Genomic DNA, 23,649 nt, shown 5'->3' with positions numbered 1-23,649 from the left:
CCTTAACATGAGATGTATTTAAATGGGTCTTGTGCAAATACTCCTACTTCTCTAAGATAAGTTGAACCTCAACATGAGATGTATTTAAATATACCTGCTTTTATACTTTTATAATTATATAACCGTTGAGCCTTAACATGAGATGTATTTAAATGAAATTGGTGTACCTTTTGCTTCTTGTAATATTGAAGTTGAACCTTAACATGAGATGTAAAGATAAAAGATGACAGTAAATATGAGCTTTAGCATGATAGAATATATGGGATAAAATGTTTATCACATATAAATGGAGGAATGATGCTATGGGAGAATTGTCCACCTTGCCCAATATTGGAAAAGCAGTTGAACAACAATTAAATCAAGTTGGGATAGAAACAATAGAACAATTAACTGATATCGGAAGCAGGGAAGTTTGGTCGAGAATAAAAAGCATTGATCATTCTGCATGTATAAATAGGTTGTATGCTTTGGAAGGTGCCATAGAGGGAATTAGGTGGCATAATCTTTCAGAAGGAGTAAAAAAGGAACTGAAAGATTTTTATAATACATTTAAATAATTGTGCAATTAAATGGCATAATGAAGTATAGGGTTTCTAATTGAAGTCAACTTCCAAGTTAGAAATCCTATATCTTTAAAAATTAATATTAGCGCCCATAAAACTGTAGATATTTTTCAATGTTTGATTTTATATATTCGGCACTGTGGTTACCACAAAATACGTGATTTTGAGAAGTTACGCCTTTTTCCTTCAATATTTTATGTAAAATTGAACAGCCTTCATAAAAACCACTTTCGTCCTTATCTCCAGCATTAAGATATACATCAATATCAGTGGAAATACTACTGTTTCTGGCAATATGTATGGGATCATATTTTTCCCATATATCTATGTCTTTAAAATATGGTTTGTCCTCATCTTCAAGTTTCAGTTCTAAAGCAGGCATATGTCCTCCAACTTTTGAAATTTTTATCTTCATTAATAGAAGGTACTCGTATTATAATAATTATATTGCTGAAATTTAGCACAATTTTGATATAAGAATATAGGTATGAAAGATTTACAAACTTATTATTATAGAAAAATTAGGTATCAAAAAAGAGGTGAAGGTTGTGAAAGTAGATTATGCAGATAACTGCGATTTTCAGAGTTGGATAGATTTGTTGGAGATTGTTAAAGAAAGCTTTCCTGGATTAGATTTAATAGAATATAAAAATGTGCTGCATCAAAGTATTTTGAATCAAGAGGCATTAACTGCAAAAAATGATAAAGGAAAATTAGTAGGAGAACTAATATTTTCAAGGGAGAATTGTGAACTTGCATTTCTTGCAATTCATCCAATGTATCGAAAGAAGGGAATTGCGACAAATTTAATACAGCATATGTTTAATTTGTTCCCTAAAGGTACAAATTTAAAAGTTATAACTTACCGTGAAGATGATGTAAAAGGTATAGCTGCACGAAAATTGTATGAGAGTATAGGTTTTATTGAAGGAAAACTTGTTACAGTTTTTAATTACCCTTGTCAAGAATTAAATTATATTATTTAAGTAATATTAATAAAACTTGCTATGGCTGATACACACGGACTTAGAGTATCTGCTATTTAGGCTTTAGAATTAAGTAATGTTCCAGGACAGCTGTTACATTTGAAATATTTCCTGCCTTCATAGCTTCCCGTGCATTACAGTAAGCATCATAATAAGCAAAAGTTAACATATGATATCCAGCATTTTCAGCAGATGTTGGAACAGAAGTCCATCCACTTGCCCAATTATAGGATGCAATCATTTCTCCACTTTGATCATATATTTGGGGGTTGTTCATATCTGATGCTCTGGATTCTATTTTAGATGTATGAAAAATTCATTATTGACTGATGCCTTGGGTACTGGTTTATACTATGAATAGTATCTAAGGGGGAATTTTTAATGAAGATAAGTGAAGTTATGGAGACCACATCTCTTACAAAAAAAGCAATAAACTATTATGAGGAAAATGGACTCATCAGTCCTTCAGTAAATAAGGAAAATAACTATAGGGATTATACTAAAGAAGATATTGAAAAATTAAAGCAAATCTCTGTTTTAAGAAACTTTGATATACCAGTAAAAAAGATTAGAGAAATATTGGTGAACCCTAAAGAAATGGAAAAGATATTTACAGAACATTTAAATAAGGTAAGGGCACAAATTTTAAATATGGAAAGATCCAAGGACATTTTCCAGTTGTGCATAAATGATATTAATTTACCAAACTCTGATATAGGCAAAGTTACTGATGATATGATGCTGCTAAAAAGAAGCCTTGACATGAGTGAAAGAGAAAAACAAGGATATATGAAAAAAGAGTTGATACGCATCTTTCCTGGATTTTTTGGTAGATACATTTGTTTGAAGTATTCAAATTACCTTGATGAGCCAATTGACAGCAGGGAAAAGGAAAATGCCTGGGTTCATCTTGTTAAAATACTTGACGACAGTCATGAGTTAAAAGTTAATAAAGAAATATTAGAAAGCATGGAATCAGATGAAATTGATTGGAATTTGCTTGGAGAAATAATTAAAAACAGAGATAAAGATTTTTATTCAATGAATAAAGAAGACATTCAAAATTATGTAGATAGCTTGTATGATGCTGAACTAACTGAAACTGATTTGAAATTATTAGAGCAGTTTGTAAGTTATGTAAGCTCTAAAGACAATATAAAATATATGAACGATTTACTTAAATTAATAGATGAAGATTTAAAGGTACTCAGTTCAAAGTACAAAAAATTTCAAGAAAATCTTTCATTAGTTAATTGTAAAATGAAAAAAGTGTATACAGGGTGTTCTAAGGTTAGTGCTGATGAAATTGAAAATAATATGGGTATAACTACTTTAACTGAGATGACTTTTGTTGGCTGCGAATATAAAAAATTTATTCCTCTTGGCAAAACATCTAAACTAGTTCAGAATTTTAGAAAAAGGATTGATGAGATTAGTAATGTGGTAAATCCCGGTGATATTTATACAATAAATGGAATAGACAGTCTTCCTCAATATGAAAAGCCTAAAACTTTAATTCACAAATTCAGCTTTTCATTTATAGTAGGGGTACAAGTTTCAAAAGCAGAACAAGTACCGAGAGACATGCAAGTATTTACTATACCTTCTCATAAGCATGCCTGGTATACTACTTTAGAAAGTAAAAGTTTAAAGAGCTTTATGAAAAATGAAATACCCTTAATTACATTCATTTCGCAGGCGCATAAAATTGTTAAGTTTCCCGTGCTGACGTTATATAGAGGTGATTATAAAGGTACCGGGGAGTCAACTGTTTATAACTATATGCCGGTAGAATAGGGGGAACGTACTTGGTTTAGGTACGTTCTCAAATTTTTAAAACTTTTTTATACTATTTTAATTCATACTTTATTTTATTTGTTATAGTATTATCAGAAATTGTAAATAAGTTATCTATAAGATCAGTTCTAAAACTTCCTATACCAGTAACATGCTGAGAAAGTTCCCCGCATATTCCCATAAGTGATACAGCTAAAATAGTACCACCAAATATATCTAAGGAGGAAATATAACTTGCTATAAGTGCAGTAACCATACACCCTGTACCTGTTACCATTGAAAGCATTTCACAGCCGTTTTTTATTAAATATGTTTCGCTGCCATTAGTTATTACATCTACTGCACCAGTGGCTGCAATAACAGAATTTGTTCTAAGAGATAGTTTTTTCATGATTTCTATATTGTCATCTGTTATCCTATCACATTCTCCTGCATCTATTCCTTTTGCATTGCTTTCTATACCACAAATTGCTCTTATTTCAGATAAATTACCTTTGATCACATCTGGATGACACTGAGAAATAAATTTTTTTGCATAATTAAACCTCAATTTACTGCAGCCAACGCCAACAAGATCAATTACTTGGGGAATTCTTTCTTTAAAAGCCGTTTTACCTGAAATCAACATGGATTTCATTCTAACATCGGTTATATTTCCAAGGTTAACTCCAAGTGCGTTAGAGGCAGATGTAATTTCAGAAACCTCTAGAGGATGCTCGGCCATAATAGGCTTTGCCCCAATGGCAAGTATTACATTTGCACAATCATTTATTGAAATTGGATTTGTAATATAGTGAATAAGAGGTTTTTTTATTTTAACATTGCGTTTTATTTGCAATAGGTTGTTTATCAGTGTCTGTTGATTTGTCATAGACTTTTACCCCCAAGTCTTTCTGAATCTTTATAAGCATTCCATTTTTGCTTAATGCTCCTAAAAAAATAAAGGCAATTGTTCCACCAATAATTGTAGCAGTAAAGAATAAAGGAATATAAAACATAAGTGAAAGTCCTTTTTTGCCCCAGAAATATGTCATAATAGGCGATGAGATAATAGCACCTATTATACCTGTTCCGATAACTTCACCTAAAACTGCAAAAATCAAAGTATTCTTGGATATTCTATATAAAAATCCTGCTAAAAAAGCTCCAAAAACAGCACCTGTCAAAGCTAAAGGTGGAATTCCCATAAGAAACATTCTTATAATTCCAATACAAACAGCACAAAGCAGCGCATACCAAGGTCCAAAAAAAACTGCACATGTAATATTTATAACAGAAGACATAGGACACATTCCTTCTATACGAAGAATTGGTGAAATGACAACTCCCATTGCCACCATCATTGCCAGCATAAGTTTTTTTAATAGTTTCGAGTTTCTTTCCATAATAAAATACCTCCATAATAATATTTATTTTCTAAAGTTGTCACATAGGAAATAAACATCATTATCGTAGGCATAATTTTAGAGTAACCAAATAGCAATTCCCTATATGACAAATCATATTGGTCGGTCGAAGCTCAAAAGCTTCCTCTCACCTTGAAACACAAGTTCCCTCGCTATTTAGTTGTACTTTTTAAAGTCTCGGGCGCTCCCCCAATGCTTTTTAAATATAAAAAATGGAACATACCTTGTAAGGCACATTCCATCTACACTCATAAAACATACAAAAACAGCATAAATTAAATATTTCCTTACGTCGGCATTATCCGAATCAAGTTATAGGTCGAAGCATATACTTCCTCTCAGCATGCTTAAGCATGCTCCCTTTTTATGAAAATCATACCATATGTCTTCTAAGTATGCAAATTTTTTTTATTATATTATAGATACTTTTTAAATCCTTTAACCACATCGTTATTATATCCAATTGATTCATAAAATTTATGAGCATCCTTTCTCTTGAAAGCCGATACTAACATGGTAAAATAGCAGTCTTTCTTCCTGGCAAAGTTTTCAATAAAAGTCATTAGAGTTTTTCCGATTCCCATTCGTCTACAATTATTTTTTACAATTACATTCTCAACGACCATAAAGGGCTTACATTCTCCACCAAGATCCTGACAAATAATACCTAACAATGAACCAACTAAATTATTATCACCATCTTTTGCTCCAATTAATATATAGTTTTTATTTGAATTAATTAATGTAAACTTATCTTTGAATTTTTGCAAATTTGTTTTTTTACCTAAAAGTTGCTCATATAAATTTGACAAATCATTTAAATCATCATATGTTATCCTAGTTATAGTAACCAAATTTATTTCACTTCCTTTTTTAAATTCTAAGTTCACATCACATTATAGTTTAGAATTTTACATTTTTTATTGCTTTTACTGCCATAAATATTGTTTAAAATGCTTTGAAATAAAATATTATACAAGAGGCCATTTTTAAAAATTTTTACTGTATACATCTGCAGCTTACTGATCTATTTGTATGCTTTTTTTATTATGCATTCTAAAAGCAGTGAGCAGTGCTCCGAAGGCACATACAATAGTCAAAACAATATATACATATTTCATTCCATATACAAAAATATCATCTCTTCCTGTAACATAGTCTGTCACACGATATCCAATCTTAATGCTCATAAAACTATATAGGAGGCTTGTGGAAAGTATAATTCCTATAATTTGTCCTAAATTTCTCACAAGAGAATTGACACTACCGGCTATTCCCAGTTCATTTTTAGGAACTGTTGACATTATGAGTGAATTATTTGAAGGTTGAAACAATGATTGTCCTAAAGCTAACACCACAATATAAATTGTAATCTTTGTTATAGAAGAATATTGATTTAAAAATGACAGGAATATAAAACTTATACTCATAAGCAAAAGTCCTAAAAAACTTAAAAGTTTGGAGCCTATTTTGTCTGACAAATTTCCTGAAAGCGGAGAAATCACAGCCATGACCAGCGGCTGTACCATCATTATAAGACCTGTTATACTAGAGTTTAGTTTCATTGCATCCTGAAGATAAAAAGGTATTATAATTATTGAAGCATTTAGACAAACAAATGATATAAATGCACAAAACAAGCTTAGAGAAAATACGTTGTTCTTAAAAATTTTCATTTGTATGAGAGGTTTTTCTATTTTATTTTCTAATACAATAAATGCTGCTATAAATAGAATGGATACAATAAATATTGTAATTATAAAAGGATTATTATATCCGACCTTCTGTCCTTGAATCAGGGAAGCAAATAAAAGCACCATTGACAGGAAAATAAAGGTTGATCCCTTTACATCAAGTTCACTATTTATCTCCTTATTTTGAGTTTTACTATGAGGCAGTACTTTTAAAGCAGCGATAAATGCAATTACCCCGATAGGTACATTGACGAAAAATATATAATTCCAGCTTAGATAGTAGGTAATAAATCCACCTGCAGGTGATCCTATTAAAGTTCCCAGGGCAACAGAGGATGCCAAAATTCCAAGAGCTTTTCCCCTTTCATTTCTTGGAAAAACCTGAGTTATAATACCTTGATTGTTGGCCATGTAAGCTGAAGCACCAATGCCTTGTATAATTCTAAATATAATAAGCTCTGTAAATGAAGTTGAAATGCCGCACGTGAAAGAAGCGATAGTAAAGACAACCATTCCAAATTTAAATACTTTCATTTTGCCTATTATATCACCCAGTCTTCCAAATATTAAAATAGTTGAGCAAATCGAGATGATATAACTTGCTACAACCCATTCTATAGACACCATGGGTACTGAAAGTTTTTTTGACATTACAGGCAGAGCTACATTCACAATATTAGAAACAAGACAGGACATAAAAGTCATAGATATAACAACAAGTAAAATTCCGTATTTATTTTTATATTCCATGTCAGTTAGATGACCCCTTTCTTTTTAAAATAGTAATATTTTATTGATATTTACTAGTGAAACATCTAGATATATAATAACAATATAAGTATTGAATTTCATTGAATATATTGATTAATATTAGCACTATATTGATATAAGGAGATGCTGCAATTATGAATAAGTCTAAAATTAATTATTATTATAAAGACATGCCCGATAAAAATTTTTTCGTAGATATATTCGAAGTAAAAGTTAACAAACCGGGAGCTACATTTGAAGAAAATTGGCATGAACATCTTCAATTCTTTTATTTTATTCAGGGTAGTGCTTTGATCAGATGCAATTATAAAAGTATTCATGTAAAAGCTGGGGATTTTATAATTGTAAACAGCAATGAACTTCATTACTGTGAAAGTTTATGTGATAATTTAATATATTATATTATAAGGGTTGACCTTTCATTTCTCTTTAGCAGTCAAATGGACTCCTGCCAGACCAAGTTTATGGTACCACTGGCAAAGAACCTTATTTTATTTAAAAATCTAGTTAGAAATGATAAGGAGATACTTAATTGTGCAGATAAAATTATTGAGGAGTATTTTTCAAAAAGGCTTGGATACGAACTGGCTGTAAAAGCATATATATATGAGATTATTGTACTGCTATTCAGAAAATATGTTGAAAAAATTTTAACAGCAAAGCAATTTAATTGTCGAGTTGATAATCTAAACAGATTAAAAAATATATTTTTGTACATCAACGAAAATTTTACTGAAAAGATAACTTTAGATGAAATTTCAGAAATGGCTCATATTAGTAAAGAGCATTTTTGCAGGACATTTAAACAAATTACAGGTAGATCTCTAACGAATTATATAAATAACCTTAGAATACAAAAAGCAGATTCACTGCTGAAAAAAACTGATTTAAATATAACAGAAATAGCACTGAATTGTGGGTTTAGTGATGTGAATTATTTTAGCCGTATATATAAAAAAGTTAAAAGTGTATCGCCGCTGAATTTTAGAAAAAATTTTTGTAGTAATTTATATTTAAAAAAGTTTGAAGGATAAAGATATGTTAAAATAATTATTAAGAAAGGAAGCGGATGATATGATTGAAGAGATTTCAGTACGCAGGAGTATAAGAAAATACATGGATAGGGAAGTTGAAAATGAAAAAATACTGCAGTTGATTGAAGGCGCAAGGCTTGCTCCATCAGGAAGCAATACTCAACCATGGCACTTTATTGTAGTAAAATCAGAATCAAATAGGCAAAAAATATCACGAGTATGTCATAATCAGAAATGGATGCTTTCTGCTCCAGTTTTTATTGCTTGCGTAGCAGATATACGCTGCAGAATAGATGAGAAAATAGCTGTATCATTGGATGAAAACAGTCCGGAAGAGGAACTTAAACAGATAATTAGAGATACTTCAATTTCTGTAGAACATATATTGCTTGGAGCTAATAACCTGGGATTAGGTACTTGCTGGGTTGGATGGTTTGTACAAAATGAAATAAGACCAATTTTAAATATACCCGATGATAAATATGTAGTTGGAATTGTTACACTTGGTTATGCAGATGAAAAGCCTAAACTTCGTCCACGAAAGAAACTGGAAGAAATCATACATTATGAAAGCTGGAAGTAATTGATTATGAATAACAAGGGTAAAATGACAAAAAATCTTATTTTTATAAATGGAACAATGGGTGTAGGAAAGACAGCAGTAAGTAAAGAATTACAAAAACTGCTGCCTAAATGTGTCTTCCTTGACGGTGATTGGGGCTGGAATATGTCACCTTTCATCGTTACGGATGAAACTAAAAGGATGGTAATTGACAATATTACATATATGCTAAATAATTTCATTTCGTGTTCGGAGTATGACAATATTATATTTTGTTGGGTAATGCATATGCAGAGTATTCTTGAAGATGTATTATCTAGAATAAACAAGAAGGGCTGTAAGGTATATAAGTTTTCTCTTATATGTTCAGAAAAATCATTAATTGAACGAATTACAAAAGATATTGAAAATGGAATTAGAACAGAAGATGTTATTGATAGAAGTGTGCCCAGGTTAAACAATTATCTAAAAATGAATACAGATAAAATAGATGTAGATGAAATTTCAGCAAAAGATGCAGCAGAAATAATTTATAAACGCATCATAGCAACATAAAAGTAATATGAAATTTATTCACCCAGTTCCTTTTTTAAATCTGCTATATAAAGTGACTGCTGTTTTTTTAGATACAAACCTGCAAACAAATTCATTATAGGATTATTTACTGATATTTTTTCTGTAAATTCAATCTGGGCACCATTATTAGCAGGACTAAAAGTTCCAATCCAATGACCCTTCATATTTTTATTAGCCATATCAAATTCATATCGCTCATAAGGCTTTTTTAAAGTAATGTTAAACTTAGTAGGAAAATTATTTTTTGTATATTCTGTGAAAGAGTTCCCATCTGCTGAAACATCAATTTTACTTAAATCGCTCCGCCACTCATATTTATTGTTATTTGTAACTACTTGCCATACTTTTTTAATATCTGATTTAAATGTAGTTGTAATGGTTGATTCCTTCATAATACACATTCTCCCTTATAAATTTACTATTTATCTGTATGCTGTGCAAATAAATTATACCATTTTAAACAATATATTACTATATTTTGTTGAGTATTTTCCAACCAGTTTGGGGAATAGAGATGCTTTAAGTCATTTGAATTCAATGGATGAGGGTATTTTTTTTATTGAGTTTATGAAAATTGAAAAACGGTTGGAAAATTTTCAGATGATGCCTTTATTGTTAAGGGTTTTAGGAATATAATGAAAATAAAGAATGGCTATTTTACTGTGGGTTGAACCTTAACATGAGATGTATTTAAATCAATGGGAGACAAATGTTATAACATGGGTTTCCACGTTGAACCTTAACATGAGATGTATTTAAATGCTTATGTAGATGCTATTAAAACTATATGTGGAAAGTTGAACCTTAACATGAGATGTATTTAAATTATTTTCCAGTTACTCCATTATTAGGATCTCCCATGTTGAACCTTAACATGAGATGTATTTAAATGTAAACAAAGGTATTGTATCTTTTATTAAGTCTTTTGTTGAACCTTAACATGAGATGTATTTAAATTTTTAATAAAATCTCTAAGTGTTTCTTTCAGTTCTTGTTGAACCTCAACATGAGATGTATTTAAATAATATAGTTAAATTAGTATCCATGGATTTTTTATGTGTTGAACCTCAACATGGGATGTAGTAAAACTAAGACATTTTTCTTATTTTAAAGATTCAAATGAGGTGTAGCAGGTTTAATTTCCTGCTAGAATAAAAATTATTTTGTAGTTACAGCCTTTTTATATTGCTTACAAATTATACATATATAATTTGCAAGCAATATTAATTTATAATTTTTTTACTGGAACTTGTATTTCAGTTAAGTAATCACTAGGATTTGCTTCATTACAAGGTCCTTTTAGAGGCAACTCACGGGCACTACCACATATGCCATATCCATTTTCTTCAATCCATTGTCCAAGATAATTATATGCAGGAGCAATATTTGAAAATTCACCTGGAACTAAGATGCTTACAACCTGATCTATTGGTGCAGTTTCTTTGAAAGTAAAACCATCAGCATCATTTAATAATTTTTCAACAACAACTGCAATCTCGACGTCAACTGGTCCTTCTTTATAATCTTCATCATGATAGGTGGCATAAGCAATATTATTACAAGAAATCTTTTTATCTTGGATATATTCACCTAACCTTTGCCAAAGGATTCCTTCTACATCATATGATGGTATAGTATCTCTTAATGAGACAACCTTATATGATGGTACTGATTTTAGTGTAACATTATAATTCATATTGACTCTCTCCCTTTTCAAATTCTTAATTTTAGCATTGATTTTTCTTAGTTTTTCTTCTTCAGCTTTAATATTATTTTTCACTTCAGCTTCTTTTTGTTTTAAAATGTCTTTCAATTTCTCATCAGATTGCTCATTTATAGCAATTGCTATATCAGATACATTAAACCCCATATCACGAAGGGAAACGATGAGATTAAGCTTAGTAATTTGCTTAGCTGAATAATACCTATATCCAGTGAATGTATCTATTTCAGCAGGTTTAAAAAGTCCCGCCTCATCATAATATCGCAGCATACGTATAGATACCATTGTTAGTTTAGAAAAATCTCCAATTTTAAACATAGAATCAACTCCCTAAAAATATCACTGCTAATTACAATTTAAGAATAATACCTCACACCATGTTAGAGTCAATATTTTATTTTTATACTTTAACATTAAATGAAGCAAAATACTATATAGGAGGCTATTTTATTAAATGAAAGACGTACTAATGTTTTTGATAGTATACAGGTCAAATATTTTCCAACCTTTCTGAAGATAGAAGGTGCTTCAATGCATTGATATGTAATAAATTGAGGCACTTTTTCGGCTGAGTTTATGAAAATTGAAAAACGGCTGGAAAATTTTCAGCGAATGCCTTTATTGTTAAGGGTTTTAGGGTTATAATGAAAATAAAGAATGGCTATTTTACTATGGTTGAACCTTAACATGGGATGTATTTAAATACAGTATAGCCTTGAAAATAAAGCTTTATAATTTTCTGTTGAACCTTAACATGGGATGTATTTAAATAAGTTAAATCAATAGCAGATTTAGAATGGAACAAAAGTTGAACCTTAACATGGGATGTATTTAAATTTTTCTTCTATACTTACGTCTTGCACGCCCGTAAGTGGTTGAACCTTAACATGGGATGTATTTAAATTCTTATTAGCCAATTTTCTTATCTTTGGTATGCTATGTTGAACCTTAACATGGGATGTATTTAAATTTGTTACTCATTCTAAGAGTTATGTCTAAAAGATCAGTTGAACCTTAACATGGGATGTATTTAAATCTGTAGAGATTATATAGAACTTCCTGTGAAATCTCTGTTGAACCTTAACATGGTCTATTTTCTGAATAAAAATAATAATCTGTAAATATTTAAAAATATGTTGGATAGAAAAACATAAATGCTTTATAATTAATACTAAGAAGGATAAACATAAGAGGATGTGGATGAGACTTGGCAAAGAAACACGATTTTGATGCAGCATGGAAATCAATTTTGGAAGCCTTTGAAGTAGAGATAGTAGAACTGCTTTTCCCGGAGATATTTAAAAATATAGCATGGGAATATGGAGCAGAATCTTTAGATAAAGAACTTCAAGAAATACAAAGAGAAATTTTTGATAGAGACAGCAGTGAAAAAGTAATATCAGATAAAATAATAAAGGTAAAATTAAAAAATAATAAGAGTAAAATATTGTTTATACATGTGGAAGTACAAAGTTATGCCAGCTGTGATGAAGTATTTGGGGAGAGAATGTTCAGATATTTCTATAGAATCTGGGATAAATTTAGGTATAGGTATGAGGACAAATCGGAAATAGTGGCAGCAGCGATATATACATATAAGGGAGAAAGAGGTAAAGACAAGAATTACATATATAGATTGCCAGAGATAGAAGAGGACATATTAACGTATAATTTTAGGACAATAGATGTTGAAAATATAAATCTAGAAAATATCAGTGAAAACAACCCGTTAAAGTTAGTGTTTAAAATAGCAAAGAATCTATTAGAAACAAAAGCTGATGATGAAGAAATATATAGGGCAAAGATTAAATTAGCAGAAGAACTAAGAGAATATGAAAAAGTAAAAAATAATGAGCAAATAAAAGCACTAGTAGACTTTTTAGAATACTTATTTTTAATTGAAGATCCAGAGTTAGAAAAGAAATATGAGGAATATAAAAAGGAAATTGGAGGTGCATTTAAAATGAGTATAGATGAAATCAGAAGACTCCACTATAAGCAAGAGGGAAGAGAAGAAGGAAGAGAAGAAGGACTTGCAAAAGGAAGAGAAGAAGAAAGAGAACAAGCCAGATTGAAGGATGTTGAAAGAGTTATAAAATTACTAAACAAAAAGTTTAAGAATGTAGATGAAGCTGTGATAGAAAAGGTAAAATTATTAGACAGTGATAGCCTGAATTCAATTATAGAAGACATATTTGACATAGAAACCATAGAAGATTTGAAAAGATATGGAATTTAAATAAAAAAATATCTAGAGAATTTTGGTAAAAACTTATTGTGTGTTTCAAACTAAATATCACGGGTAGATTCTTTCCAACCTCTCTGAAGATTAGAAGGTGCTTCAATACATTGATATGTAATGAATTGAGGCACTTTTTTGGTTCAGTTTATGAAAATTGAAAAACGGTTGGAAAATTTTCAGCTGATGCCTTTATTATTAAGGGGGTTAGGGTTATAATGAAGATAAAGAATGGCTATTTTACTGTGGTTGAACCTTAATATGGGATGTATTTAAATAAGGGTCCGAATGTTTTGTCTGTTTCGTTGCCTGCCATGTTGAACTTCAACATGAGATGTATTTAAATTACTCTTTCTTTGAACCACACAATAAACATTGTGCTGTTGAACCTCAACATGAGATGTATTTAAATGTATAAGCTAAGAAATATACAAATCCATTTGAATTGTTGAACCTTAACATGAGATGTATTTAAATCGTAATATAAAGTTTTCAACATATGCAGTACCTAGTTGAACATTAACATGGGATGTATTTAAATCTTACAATAAAATGACGAAAGGCATGAGCATATAAAGTTGAACCTTAACATGAGATGTACACTTGCAGAAAATTATTTATATAAGTGATGTATTAGGCTATAATATAATAAAAGTATTATTTGTTGGAGGAATTAATATGGAGAAAACAAATAAACAAAATAACTTATATGAACAATTCTTAAAATATTCGTATTGGGACTTAAAAGAATTATTTAAGAATGCAAAAACCAAAGAAGAACAGGATTTTTATATAACACTATCTAATCTGGTGCTGCAAAAAGAACAAAAAAGAATAATAGGTGAGTAAAAATGGTTACATATACCATATTTGCTGGTGTTAATGGTGCTGGAAAGACATCAATATATAAATCCGTTTACTATGAAAGAAATAAAAATGAAGAAAGAATAAATACAGATGAAATGGTAGCAAGAATAGGTTCATGGAAAGATAATAATCTTCAAATCAAATGTGCAAGGGAAGCAGTAAAACTCATAGATTATTATATAGAAAATAATATATCATTTAATCAAGAGACAACTCTTTCAGGTAAAAGCATTGTTAGAAATATAAAAAAGGCAAAAGAGAAAGGGTTTTACGTAGTTATGAACTTTATTGGGGTAGATAGTCCTAAAATTGCTAAAGAAAGAGTTAAAATTAGAGTCCTAAGAGGTGGACATGGAATCGCAGACGATGCTGTAGAGAGAAGATATTATGAATCATTAGAAAATTTAAGAACATTATTGTATACCTGTGATGAAACGAATGTATATGATAATACAAAACAAATTGAAGAAGTAGCATATTTGGTTAATGGAACTATTAAATGGCAAAGTAAAAATATGCCTAAATGGATTAGAAAAATCCTAAAGTAAAACTAGCTTAACGTGTTAATATTAGGCTAGTTTTTATGTTCCAAAAAGTTTGGGCTTTTACCACTGTACTTTTTAGAATACTTATTTTTAATTGAAGATCCAGAGTTAGAAAAGAAATATGAGGAATATCAATGAATCTTACTTAGTGGGAAAAGCAGATATCCCAAATCTTTGATTTGGTGATAGTCGCTTTCGCTGTGTGCAAGCAGATATCCCAAATCTTTGATTTGGTGATAATGGCTTTCTCTTTAGAGATTTGCTTCTCCCACTAAGTTTAGATGAATTATCTAGGGGCGTAGCTACTGTTATCTCCTTATAGTAGGTAGCCATCAGATAAAAAGGAAATTGGAGGTGCATTTAAAATGAGTATAGATGAAATCAGAAGACTCCACTATAAGCAAGAGGGAAGAGAAGAAGAAAGAGAACAATCCAGATTGAAGGATGCTGAAAGAGTTATAACATTCTTAAACAAAAAGCTTAAGAATGTAGATGAAGCTGTGATAGAAAAGGTAAAATTATTAGACAGTGACAGCCTAAATTCAATTATAGAAAGCATATTTGACATAGAAACAATAGAAGATTTGAGAAGATATGGAATTTAAATAATAAAGTATCTTTAAAGCTTTGAAAGTGAGCTTTAGAGGTGCTTTTTTATTTGGAATTAAAAAATGGTTAGAGAATTTTGGCAAAAACTTATTGTGTGTTTCAAACTAAATATCACGGATAGACTTTTCCCAACCTCTTTGAAGATAGAAGATGCTTCAATGCATTGATATGTAATGGATTGAGGTACTTTTTTGGCTGAGTTTATGAAAATTGAAAAACGGTTGGAAAATTTTCAGCGGATGCCTTTATTATTAAGGGTTTTAGGACTATAATAAAAATAAGGAATGGGTATTTTACTGTGGTTGAACCTCAACATGAGATGTAAAATATATAGCAGGTAAAAAATTTGAAGTATAAAAAACCGTATCTGAAAAAGATGCGGTTTTTTGTATAGTAAATTGTAATAGTTAGTGACAATTAAGTAAATAAAATGTAAAATATGGTATAATATATATAAATTTAGAGTGATTAGAAATATGAGGTATACAAATCAAATATTTTTATGTGTAATTCTGAGATTTAAAAGAAAAGTTTTATTATAAAAATTATGAAGAGAAAAAATAATATGTGTATTAAAAGGTGATGTATATGATGGATTGGGGCAATGTAAATAAGCTTTCTTGTATTATAACAATAGTAACTGCTGCAATATCTTTTGTTGCAGGAATTAAGTTGCATAAGCTAAAAAAATGGATTGAATATAGAAAAATATTAAAAAATCCATCTAAAAATGCAGGTGTATTAATAGTAAGTATCGGAAAAAATGATATAGAAAATCAGGTGAAATTTTGGCTGAGTCAAAGAAAATATTATAAAGACATATCTAGTGAATATATATTTAAACTTGAAAAGATAGGAGATATTAGTAGCATAGATATTGGTAATATAATTAATAATCTTAGAAATAAGAAAATAAAATTACAGCAAAAGGGTATATGTAAAATACATTTATTCATCGCTGCACCAGTTAGCATTTCTACTATGATTGGAGCTGAGTTGTCTAATGATTTTAATGTCTTAGTATATCAATATAATGTTAATAGTGAAAAAAAGTATGAATTTTGGGGACAACTTCAAAGATAACTACTAATCTTGAAATATTAGAAAAAGGCGATACAATGCAGTTTTTATTATTTATGCCAAATTTGACGGAGAGAAGATTTTCAATATAAGTTGGCATAACAATATAATTTAATACAATACATGTAATATGTTATAACAGAATGGGTAAAAAGGAGGATAAGTTTTTGAAGTGCGGTAAATTAGTATATGCATTTGCTAAATATTTAGAAAGTATTGATAAAGAAAGATATAATAAATTACTAAATATATTTTCGATTGAGAGTAATGATAATATAGAAAAGTCATATAAAGCTGCTATAGGTAATCAGAAAAATGAATCAGTAAAGAATTCTATATACAAATTAAAAAATACATTATCAAATACTGATAATAGTTACTTACCATTTAGAAAGTCAAAATTAGATTTTGAATCATTGAACAAAAGCAAAAAAGAAAATAACACAATCCAAAAATGTGTTTGGGATAACTATATTGATGAGGTACTTGATGAACTTGAAACCAGTAAAGAAAATTTTAAAAGGGTCTATTATATATGTATGAAATATTTAAGCAATATTCCTGCTATTAATAAAGAAAACTGTGATATTTCATTATTTGATATTTGCAAAATAACTTCAGCTATAGCAAAGTGTCAGGAGAAAAATGATAACCAGTTTATATTAATAAAAGGTGATCTTTCAGGAATACAAAATTTCATATATAAAACTAGAAAGGCAGATGCTCTGAAAACATTAAAAGCACATTCGCTTTATTTGACTCTCTTACAGGATTTATGTTCAAAATATATAGTTAGAAAACTTAATCTTAACATCACTAATATTTTGTATAGTGGTGGGGGAAATTTTTATATCATAGCAAGTAAAGAGAATATAGAAGAATTTAGAAGAATAAGAAAAGAGTTAAGTGAACTTTTACTTAATGCTCATAGTGGAGAACTTTATTTAGCTCTGGCAGAAGTTGAATTTGCATTAAGTGATTTTAATAATTTTGAAGAAGTTTGGAAGAAAGTTGGAGACAGTGTAGGAAAAGTTAAGAATAAAAGATGGAGTGAAATAGGACTTCAAGAAAATTTTAAAAAAATATTTGGACCTATAGATAATGGTGGAAAATTAAATCAAACATGTAGTATTTGCAATTGTATATCTGATGAGTTAGATGAAGAAAAAAGATGTCCATTATGCCAATCATATATAGGATTGATAGAAGATGCAAGAAATAAAAGCTACTATATAGAAAAAGAGACAGAGTTCGATTTGATAAAAGATACGTATAAAGATGTAAAGGACATATTTAAGGCATTAGGCTATAATATTTCTTTTTCAGAAGATTTTTGTAGGGAAAATGAAAGAACTACAGCATATTCAATTAATAATTTTGATAATGATAATGTCGATGGTTATATTTTTAAAAGTACAAAGCTTAGTACTAATTCATTAGATGAACTGGTGGCAAGCAACCAGTTACTGGGAGACAATAAAATTGGGGTTATTAAATTGGATGTTGATAATCTTGGAAGTTTATTTATCAATACAAAGAGTATTGGACAAGTTGTCGGGTTGAGTAGAAATATTTCTATGTTTTTTGAGGGCTTTGTTGAACAAATTATAGAAAATAGTTACACTCCGAAAGAATGTAGACGGTATTTAAAAACAAAAAATTGGAAAGAAAAGATTACAATAATTTATGCGGGTGGTGATGATACCTTTGTAGTAGGGAGATATGATGAGATATTTGAGTTTATATATGTGCTTAGAGAATTATTTAGAACATTTGTAGATTGTAAAGATAAAACTTTTTCAGCTGGTGTTGGAATGTTTAATTCGGATTTTCCTATTATTAAAACAGCTGAAATTACAGAAGAGTTTCTATCAAAAGGAAAGCTGACGAAAGGAAAAGATAAAATATGCTTTCTTGGAGAAGTTTTTACATGGGAGCAATATTTGGAATTAATTAAATTAAAAAATCTTATAGAAAAGATATACGAAAAAACCCAAAGTAAAAGCATATTTGAAAAAATAGATAAAAGTACTAAAGGTTTTAAAGCTGTTTTTAAAAAAGGCAGTAATAATATAAACTATATAAAAATGTATAGGTTGGCATATTACTTAAGAGATTTGAGAACTAAGGATAACATTACATTAATTGATAGTTTAGTAGAACAGTATGAAAGCATATGTTTAAGTGCAGTAGTAAAATCAGATTTAAGTAAACAAGCCATGATAATACCATTTGCCAACAAGTGGGCGCAATGTAATTGTAGACATATGATAGGGGGGAATAAGAATGTATAACAATAATAGATGTTATGATAATAAGAAAAAATATAATGATACTAAACCAGAAAATAGAAAGCAAACGAATGACAATAGTGAAAAGTATTTTAGAAATATTATACTTAGGGTTACAAGCCTAACAGAAGAATATGACAATTATATAGATGAATGTAAGAAATATGCAAAATATTTAAGAAATGAAAAGTTAACTACTTCGCAAATCAGAAAAATATATAGTGACATTATGAATGCTGAAACAGCAATAGAATTGAAGAAACTAAGACCAAGACTTGCGTATATAATAGGAAAAAATGAAAATAATCGTGCTAAATATGCTATTAGAAGTTTAATCAATATTTTGGATAAAGGCATCGAAATGTTAAATGTTAATGATAATGACAATAAAGAAGAAATAAAATCTTTAAAAGAATTTATGGAAACAATAGTGGCTTATAGAAAATATTATGGTGATGATAAATAAAGGGGTGTGATTAGTAAAATGCTAGGTAGATTAATTATAAATGCAGATTTAGTTGTTAAAACAGGACTGCATATAGGTGGGGGAAATTCTAGTGTTGAAATTGGAGGAATAGATAATAGTGTAATAAAAAATCATAAGGGTGAACCATATATTCCTGGCTCATCTTTAAAAGGTAAATTAAGAAGTCTCACAGAACTTGCCTATGGCAAAATAGATAAAGATGAAAAAACCGGCAAAAACCTTCCTTGCAATTGTGGAGAATGTTTTATTTGTAAAATATATGGAGTTTCTGCTAGTGAAGAAAATAAAATCACAGATAGATTACCAACAAGAATTATAGTAAGAGATGCCTTTTTAAAAGAAAGTATAGCTGAAACTATGAGAAAAAAAGAAGGACAATTTAAAGATTTGGAATTAAGCTATACTGAATCAAAATGGGAAAATTCAATAGATAGGTTAACTTCTAAAGCGAATCCAAGACTTTTTGAAAGAGTTCCTGAAGGAGCTATATTTGATTTAGAGATAGTTTATACAATATATAATGAAGTAGATATAGATAATATTAAATACTTAATAGAAGGCTTTCAGTTCCTCGAAGATGATTATTTGGGGGGAAATGGGACAAGAGGATATGGTAAAGTTAAATTTGAGAATATTAAATTTTTTACAAAAACAATAAAAGGCTATACAAGTAAGCCATTTGGAGATACTAAAGCCTCTGTAGATGAAATTGATGATACTTGGATTAAAGATTTAAAAAATGAAATGATTGAAACTAAGTAGGTGGTAAAATGAAGAAGGCTACATTAAGTTTTAAAGATAATGCGAAAATTCATATTGGTGAAGAACTATATGATTATATATCCTCTGACAAACTGTATTCTATGATTATTAATGCGTTATCTTATGTTATTACAGATGATGAATTAAATGTAATAGTAAATTTAGTAAATGAAAAAGTGAAGATATCATCAGCTTTTCTCGGATTGAAAATAACTAAAAATAATGTATCGAAGAATATAGATTTCCTACCTAAACCTTATGTATTAATTAAGGAAAAAGAAATTTCAAAAAAAGTAGAAGAAGAAAATTTGTTAAATAGAAAAAAGTATAAGAATATAGCGTGGGTATCTCACAATTCTTTTAGAAACCTAAATAAGAACTATAATTTAGATGAAGATATAATTGATTATAGTTTTAAAAATGGAGTTATCATTGATGGAAAGTATTACATAGGAAACGATGAAGTAGAAAATGATGTTAGAAAAGTATTAGAAGACTATTCTCCAATAAAAAAAGATATGCTTCAAAGAAATACAATTGATAGATATACTAAAGAATCTATGGATACTTATTATGATTCCTTTAGCATATTATCCACTAAAGAGTCAGGTGAAATAAAGATAGAACCTTATTTCTATTTCCTTATAGATGATAATGAAAAAATATTAAAAGATGAATACATTCAAGCTCTTCAATTTATATCAATAGGTGGAAAAAGGTCTTTAGGTGCAGGAGTAGTTGAAGAAATATCCATAAGTGACTATAAATTTAATATTTGTGATAATGGGAAAGTGTATATAAATTTTTCAATGATTTATCCTGATAAAAAGGATTTAAGTAAAATAAGTAAATATTCTTTAGAAAATAGGAATGGATTTATTTTTTCCAAAAGATCAACAAATATAAAAAAACCTACATTAAGGATGATAAAGGAAGGGAGTATTTTCAATGGAAAAGTAGAAGGAGACATATACTCTTTTAAAGTAGAGGGGATTAATCATGATATACATGTTTATGGTAAAGCCTTTTTGAGTCCATTTGGAGGTGAAAATTAGTGAATTATTTGCAAAAAGATATAATAAATTTGGAAATAAAAACACTTTCCCCTGTTGCAATTTTAAATGATAGTAATAGTAAACTAAGTCCTTACATAGATGTAGTAAAGGATAAAGATGAGTTTATTCTGCTAGATGTTGATAAAATTGCAGATATTCTTATTAATGATAAAGAATATTACAATAAATATCTGGAAATTTTACGGAATAAGAGAAGTAATAGTAGCGATAAATATACTATAAAAAATTTACTGCAGGATAAAAATATAAAGTTAGAAGAGGTGGAAGCTGGCAGAATTAAATGCAGCTGTAATATAAAAGGAAATGTTGAAATAAATACATGCATTAAATCTAAAGGGATACCATATATACCAGGAAGTTCGTTAAAAGGTGGTATTAGAACAGCAGTTTTATATAATGAAATAGATAAAAATGATCTTGTAGGTAAAAAGAAAATATTTTCGAAAGAGTATGTTGGACAAGATATATTTAGAAAATATCCTAAAAGAGTTCAAGAAGATATTTTTAAAAATTTAATAATAAGGGATACAGACATAGATGCCAATGTAAAAACATCTATATATGAAGCTAGAAGTATAAATATATATAAAGACATTAATTGTGAAAAATTGAATTTAGATATGAAGATACTTTTAGAGAGTATAGACCAAAAACAAACGATGTATTCTCAAATGATATTGAAGAATAAAATTTTTACAAAAGAAGATTTGTTTTATAAAATAAATGATTTTTATGAAAAAGTTATAAATAGAGAGCTAAAAGAAATATTAAAAGTTAGATTTAACGAAAAAAATGTGCTCATAAATGAATATGCTCTCTTATTAGAGAAAATAAGGATGTTCAAAAAAGATAATAATGGTTTCATATCAAGAGTTGGAAAGCTTAAAGGCTTTTTTAGTAACACATTAGCAGCGGAACTTAGTGATAATGAAATTTATAGCCTTGTAGTAAATTTAAGAAAGAAAAGAAAAAAAGGTGAATTTCCTACAACAAAATGGGTAATTTCAAGTGATAACGATATAAAAGGAACCTTTGGTTGGATTGAGGTGAAGGAAAGATGAAGAATGCTGCACTAATATTAAATTTGGGTAGCCATGATCTTCAAGTTAAAAAAGATAATTATGAGGATATGAAAAAGTTATTTAGTGATGATAACGAAATGTTAAAAATACTTGGAGAAAGTTATGGTGTAGTAGATAATTTTAGTTTGTTTACTGAAAAACTATTAAATTATTATCCTGATGGGTTAGAATATATTGATTTTCCAATTATAAAGGCATCTATGGAAAAAGTTAAAAATGATTTGGAAAATGATAAATTAACAGAAATTATATTTGTAACTACAGATCAAGAGCATAAGAAAGATACTGTAAATTTAGGTAAAATATTATTAAAGATAAAAAACGACAGAGAGCATGAAAAACTAAAAAAAAATATTGGATTTAATGAACTTAAAGGAACACCTAAAGTTAAGATTTGGTGTATAAATGAAAATCCATCAGATTATGACGTAATGATGAAAGAATATGAATATAATCTAAATAATAGACTTGAAGGCATAGAAAAATTATTCATAGAGATAACAGGCGGAACGCCAGCAATGTCTACAGCACTTTTATTTAATGCTACAAATCAAATTAATATAAAGGTAAATCCATTTTATATAGATAGAAAAAGTAAAGATGCATATAATCTTACTATATCAGAATCATTAAGAAAAGCTGATAGTAAAAAACAGATTTGTCTATTTATAAGAGATCAAAATTATAAAGGGGCTGAAACATTAATTAAAGATTATGCTAGTAAATATCACATATCAGAAAAAGAACAGGTTAATATAGTTTTAAATATGATTCAAGCAGCATCATCAAGAATTGAGTTTGATTTTGATAGTGCTGAAAAATATATTAGGAAAGTTAAAGATTATAGTCCAGTAAGCAGAAGCACATGTAGTATGTTTCAAAATTATTTGCGACATCTTAAAGATAAAAATGAAACATACTTGCTTAATGAGTTGAAAAACAATGCTGTATATAAATATAATAATGGAGCTTATACGGATTTTCTCGGTAGAATATTTAGAATTCAAGAGGCTATATATAGCAATATTTTATTAAGTAAAGAAGTTGTTATAGACAAGGGATATGGAAAATTATTTCTAAAAGAAGAAGCATTATCAGAGACTCAAATGGATAAGTTAAATAGTGCAGAAATACAATCTGGTATTAAATTAGAGTATAGGGATTGTGAGCTTAATATAGAATCAATGAAAAAAACATTAGAGATAGTATTGGAAGATAATTCTTTAGAACTTAAGTTGGTAAATGAATGTTCAAAATTAAAAAGTTTAAAATCACTAAGAAATAAAAGCATATTGGCACATGGTTATAGTGGTGTATCAAAAGAAAAAATTAATGCATTAATTGAAACAGAGCTTGACGATGTTGCAATAGATAAATATCTGGAAAACTTAGTAATAAAGTTTACTGGTATTTTTAATGAGAATCTTTCAGATGATAATTTTTATAATAAAGATGGTCAATTTAATAGTCAACTGATAAAACTTGTAGAGGAGATATAA

At 28.9% G+C, this 23,649-nt stretch carries 24 protein-coding genes, 1 pseudogene, 2 CRISPR repeat arrays and 1 riboswitch; of the genes and pseudogenes, 17 read left to right on the top strand and 8 right to left on the bottom strand.

The window, feature by feature from the left end; translation table 11 throughout:
- Window positions 1–302: 302 nt before the first annotated feature.
- A complete protein-coding gene (locus WY13_RS13210; protein WP_063556098.1) occupies window positions 303–557 on the top strand; it encodes a TfoX/Sxy family protein in 255 nt (84 codons plus the stop codon).
- A gap of 88 nt (window positions 558–645) precedes the next feature.
- Here the strand turns inward: WY13_RS13210 and WY13_RS13205 are convergent.
- Window positions 646–963, bottom strand: a pseudogene (locus tag WY13_RS13205) (alpha/beta hydrolase); the annotation flags it as partial.
- A gap of 148 nt (window positions 964–1,111) precedes the next feature.
- On the opposite strand from WY13_RS13205, the gene WY13_RS13200 reads away from it, so the two are divergent.
- Window positions 1,112–1,549: a GNAT family N-acetyltransferase gene (locus tag WY13_RS13200; RefSeq protein WP_082848504.1), complete on the top strand. Its 438-nt coding sequence runs from the start codon at window positions 1,112–1,114 to the stop codon at window positions 1,547–1,549.
- A 52-nt stretch (window positions 1,550–1,601) separates the two neighbouring features.
- On the opposite strand, the gene WY13_RS13195 is transcribed toward WY13_RS13200, so the two are convergent.
- Window positions 1,602–1,826, bottom strand: a complete 225-nt coding sequence (locus tag WY13_RS13195) for a hypothetical protein (RefSeq protein ID WP_063556096.1) — start codon at window positions 1,824–1,826, stop codon at window positions 1,602–1,604.
- Between the two features lie 104 nt (window positions 1,827–1,930).
- Between WY13_RS13195 and WY13_RS13190 the strand changes: the two genes are divergently transcribed.
- Window positions 1,931–3,346 (top strand): MerR family transcriptional regulator, encoded by a 1,416-nt coding sequence (locus WY13_RS13190; RefSeq protein ID WP_063556095.1) that lies wholly within the window; start codon window positions 1,931–1,933, stop codon window positions 3,344–3,346.
- A gap of 52 nt (window positions 3,347–3,398) precedes the next feature.
- On the opposite strand, the gene thiM is transcribed toward WY13_RS13190, so the two are convergent.
- The 4 genes from thiM to WY13_RS13170 all read right to left on the bottom strand — a co-directional run bounded on the left by thiM (window position 3,399) and on the right by WY13_RS13170 (window position 7,196).
- The gene (thiM, locus tag WY13_RS13185) at window positions 3,399–4,184 is read right to left on the bottom strand and encodes a hydroxyethylthiazole kinase (RefSeq protein WP_063556236.1); all 786 of its coding nucleotides are present in this window, start codon (window positions 4,182–4,184) and stop codon (window positions 3,399–3,401) included.
- Window positions 4,162–4,731: an energy coupling factor transporter S component ThiW gene (gene thiW / locus WY13_RS13180; protein ID WP_063556094.1), complete on the bottom strand. Its 570-nt coding sequence runs from the start codon at window positions 4,729–4,731 to the stop codon at window positions 4,162–4,164. The genes thiM and thiW overlap by 23 nt, the downstream gene beginning before the upstream one ends.
- 288 nt (window positions 4,732–5,019) lie before the next feature.
- A riboswitch (TPP riboswitch) is annotated at window positions 5,020–5,125 on the bottom strand.
- 43 nt (window positions 5,126–5,168) lie between these two features.
- Window positions 5,169–5,642 carry a GNAT family N-acetyltransferase gene (locus WY13_RS13175; protein WP_082848503.1) on the bottom strand — a complete coding sequence of 158 codons (474 nt, stop codon included), beginning with the start codon at window positions 5,640–5,642 and terminating at the stop codon, window positions 5,169–5,171.
- A 129-nt stretch (window positions 5,643–5,771) separates the two neighbouring features.
- Window positions 5,772–7,196, bottom strand: coding sequence for an MFS transporter (locus tag WY13_RS13170; protein WP_063556092.1), 1,425 nt, complete (start codon window positions 7,194–7,196; stop codon window positions 5,772–5,774).
- Window positions 7,197–7,351: 155 nt separating this feature from the next.
- On the opposite strand from WY13_RS13170, the gene WY13_RS13165 reads away from it, so the two are divergent.
- Genes WY13_RS13165 through WY13_RS13155 form a run of 3 tightly spaced genes read left to right on the top strand, consistent with a single transcriptional unit; the run spans window position 7,352 to window position 9,368 of the window.
- Window positions 7,352–8,251 carry an AraC family transcriptional regulator gene (locus WY13_RS13165; protein WP_063556091.1) on the top strand — a complete coding sequence of 300 codons (900 nt, stop codon included), beginning with the start codon at window positions 7,352–7,354 and terminating at the stop codon, window positions 8,249–8,251.
- 40 nt (window positions 8,252–8,291) lie between these two features.
- A complete protein-coding gene (locus WY13_RS13160) occupies window positions 8,292–8,834 on the top strand; it encodes a nitroreductase family protein (RefSeq protein ID WP_063556090.1) in 543 nt (180 codons plus the stop codon).
- A 6-nt stretch (window positions 8,835–8,840) separates the two neighbouring features.
- Window positions 8,841–9,368, top strand: a complete 528-nt coding sequence (locus WY13_RS13155; RefSeq protein WP_242866494.1) for an AAA family ATPase — start codon at window positions 8,841–8,843, stop codon at window positions 9,366–9,368.
- Window positions 9,369–9,382: 14 nt separating this feature from the next.
- On the opposite strand, the gene WY13_RS13150 is transcribed toward WY13_RS13155, so the two are convergent.
- Both WY13_RS13150 and WY13_RS13145 read right to left on the bottom strand, forming a co-directional pair.
- Window positions 9,383–9,781 carry a hypothetical protein gene (locus WY13_RS13150; protein ID WP_063556089.1) on the bottom strand — a complete coding sequence of 133 codons (399 nt, stop codon included), beginning with the start codon at window positions 9,779–9,781 and terminating at the stop codon, window positions 9,383–9,385.
- A 274-nt stretch (window positions 9,782–10,055) separates the two neighbouring features.
- Window positions 10,056–10,478: direct repeats of the CRISPR family, unit length 30 nt; unit sequence GTTGAACCTTAACATGAGATGTATTTAAAT.
- 139 nt (window positions 10,479–10,617) lie between these two features.
- Window positions 10,618–11,430 (bottom strand): MerR family transcriptional regulator, encoded by an 813-nt coding sequence (locus tag WY13_RS13145; protein WP_063556088.1) that lies wholly within the window; start codon window positions 11,428–11,430, stop codon window positions 10,618–10,620.
- 356 nt (window positions 11,431–11,786) lie between these two features.
- Window positions 11,787–12,148: direct repeats of the CRISPR family, unit length 30 nt; unit sequence GTTGAACCTTAACATGGGATGTATTTAAAT.
- 171 nt (window positions 12,149–12,319) lie between these two features.
- Between WY13_RS13145 and WY13_RS13140 the strand changes: the two genes are divergently transcribed.
- The 11 genes from WY13_RS13140 to WY13_RS13095 all read left to right on the top strand — a co-directional run bounded on the left by WY13_RS13140 (window position 12,320) and on the right by WY13_RS13095 (window position 23,649).
- Window positions 12,320–13,351, top strand: coding sequence for an Rpn family recombination-promoting nuclease/putative transposase (locus WY13_RS13140; protein WP_063556087.1), 1,032 nt, complete (start codon window positions 12,320–12,322; stop codon window positions 13,349–13,351).
- A gap of 678 nt (window positions 13,352–14,029) precedes the next feature.
- A complete protein-coding gene (locus tag WY13_RS21070; protein WP_013240121.1) occupies window positions 14,030–14,200 on the top strand; it encodes a hypothetical protein in 171 nt (56 codons plus the stop codon).
- Between the two features lie 2 nt (window positions 14,201–14,202).
- Window positions 14,203–14,766 carry a zeta toxin family protein gene (locus WY13_RS13135; protein ID WP_063556086.1) on the top strand — a complete coding sequence of 188 codons (564 nt, stop codon included), beginning with the start codon at window positions 14,203–14,205 and terminating at the stop codon, window positions 14,764–14,766.
- Window positions 14,767–15,128: 362 nt separating this feature from the next.
- Window positions 15,129–15,368, top strand: a complete 240-nt coding sequence (locus tag WY13_RS13130; RefSeq protein WP_063556085.1) for a DUF4351 domain-containing protein — start codon at window positions 15,129–15,131, stop codon at window positions 15,366–15,368.
- Between the two features lie 592 nt (window positions 15,369–15,960).
- Entirely contained in the window at window positions 15,961–16,455 is a 495-nt protein-coding gene (locus tag WY13_RS13125) for a hypothetical protein (protein ID WP_063556084.1), read from the top strand.
- 164 nt (window positions 16,456–16,619) lie between these two features.
- A complete protein-coding gene (cas10, locus tag WY13_RS13120; protein WP_063556083.1) occupies window positions 16,620–18,746 on the top strand; it encodes a type III-A CRISPR-associated protein Cas10/Csm1 in 2,127 nt (708 codons plus the stop codon).
- Window positions 18,739–19,209 (top strand): type III-A CRISPR-associated protein Csm2, encoded by a 471-nt coding sequence (gene csm2 / locus WY13_RS13115; RefSeq protein ID WP_063556082.1) that lies wholly within the window; start codon window positions 18,739–18,741, stop codon window positions 19,207–19,209. The genes cas10 and csm2 overlap by 8 nt, the downstream gene beginning before the upstream one ends.
- An 18-nt stretch (window positions 19,210–19,227) precedes the next feature.
- Window positions 19,228–19,992 (top strand): type III-A CRISPR-associated RAMP protein Csm3, encoded by a 765-nt coding sequence (gene csm3 / locus WY13_RS13110; RefSeq protein WP_082848501.1) that lies wholly within the window; start codon window positions 19,228–19,230, stop codon window positions 19,990–19,992.
- Between the two features lie 8 nt (window positions 19,993–20,000).
- The gene (csm4, locus tag WY13_RS13105; protein WP_063556081.1) at window positions 20,001–21,047 is read left to right on the top strand and encodes a type III-A CRISPR-associated RAMP protein Csm4; all 1,047 of its coding nucleotides are present in this window, start codon (window positions 20,001–20,003) and stop codon (window positions 21,045–21,047) included.
- Window positions 21,047–22,129: a type III-A CRISPR-associated RAMP protein Csm5 gene (csm5, locus tag WY13_RS13100; RefSeq protein ID WP_063556080.1), complete on the top strand. Its 1,083-nt coding sequence runs from the start codon at window positions 21,047–21,049 to the stop codon at window positions 22,127–22,129. The genes csm4 and csm5 overlap by 1 nt, the downstream gene beginning before the upstream one ends.
- The gene (locus tag WY13_RS13095; protein WP_063556079.1) at window positions 22,126–23,649 is read left to right on the top strand and encodes a hypothetical protein; all 1,524 of its coding nucleotides are present in this window, start codon (window positions 22,126–22,128) and stop codon (window positions 23,647–23,649) included. The genes csm5 and WY13_RS13095 overlap by 4 nt, the downstream gene beginning before the upstream one ends.

The sequence above is a fragment of the Clostridium ljungdahlii genome, assembly GCF_001636845.1.
In the GTDB taxonomy this organism is placed as follows: domain Bacteria; phylum Bacillota; class Clostridia; order Clostridiales; family Clostridiaceae; genus Clostridium_B; species Clostridium_B ljungdahlii_A.
The sequence above is the reverse complement of the archived record's forward strand: the minus strand, read 5'-3'. Positions and strand labels throughout refer to the sequence as shown.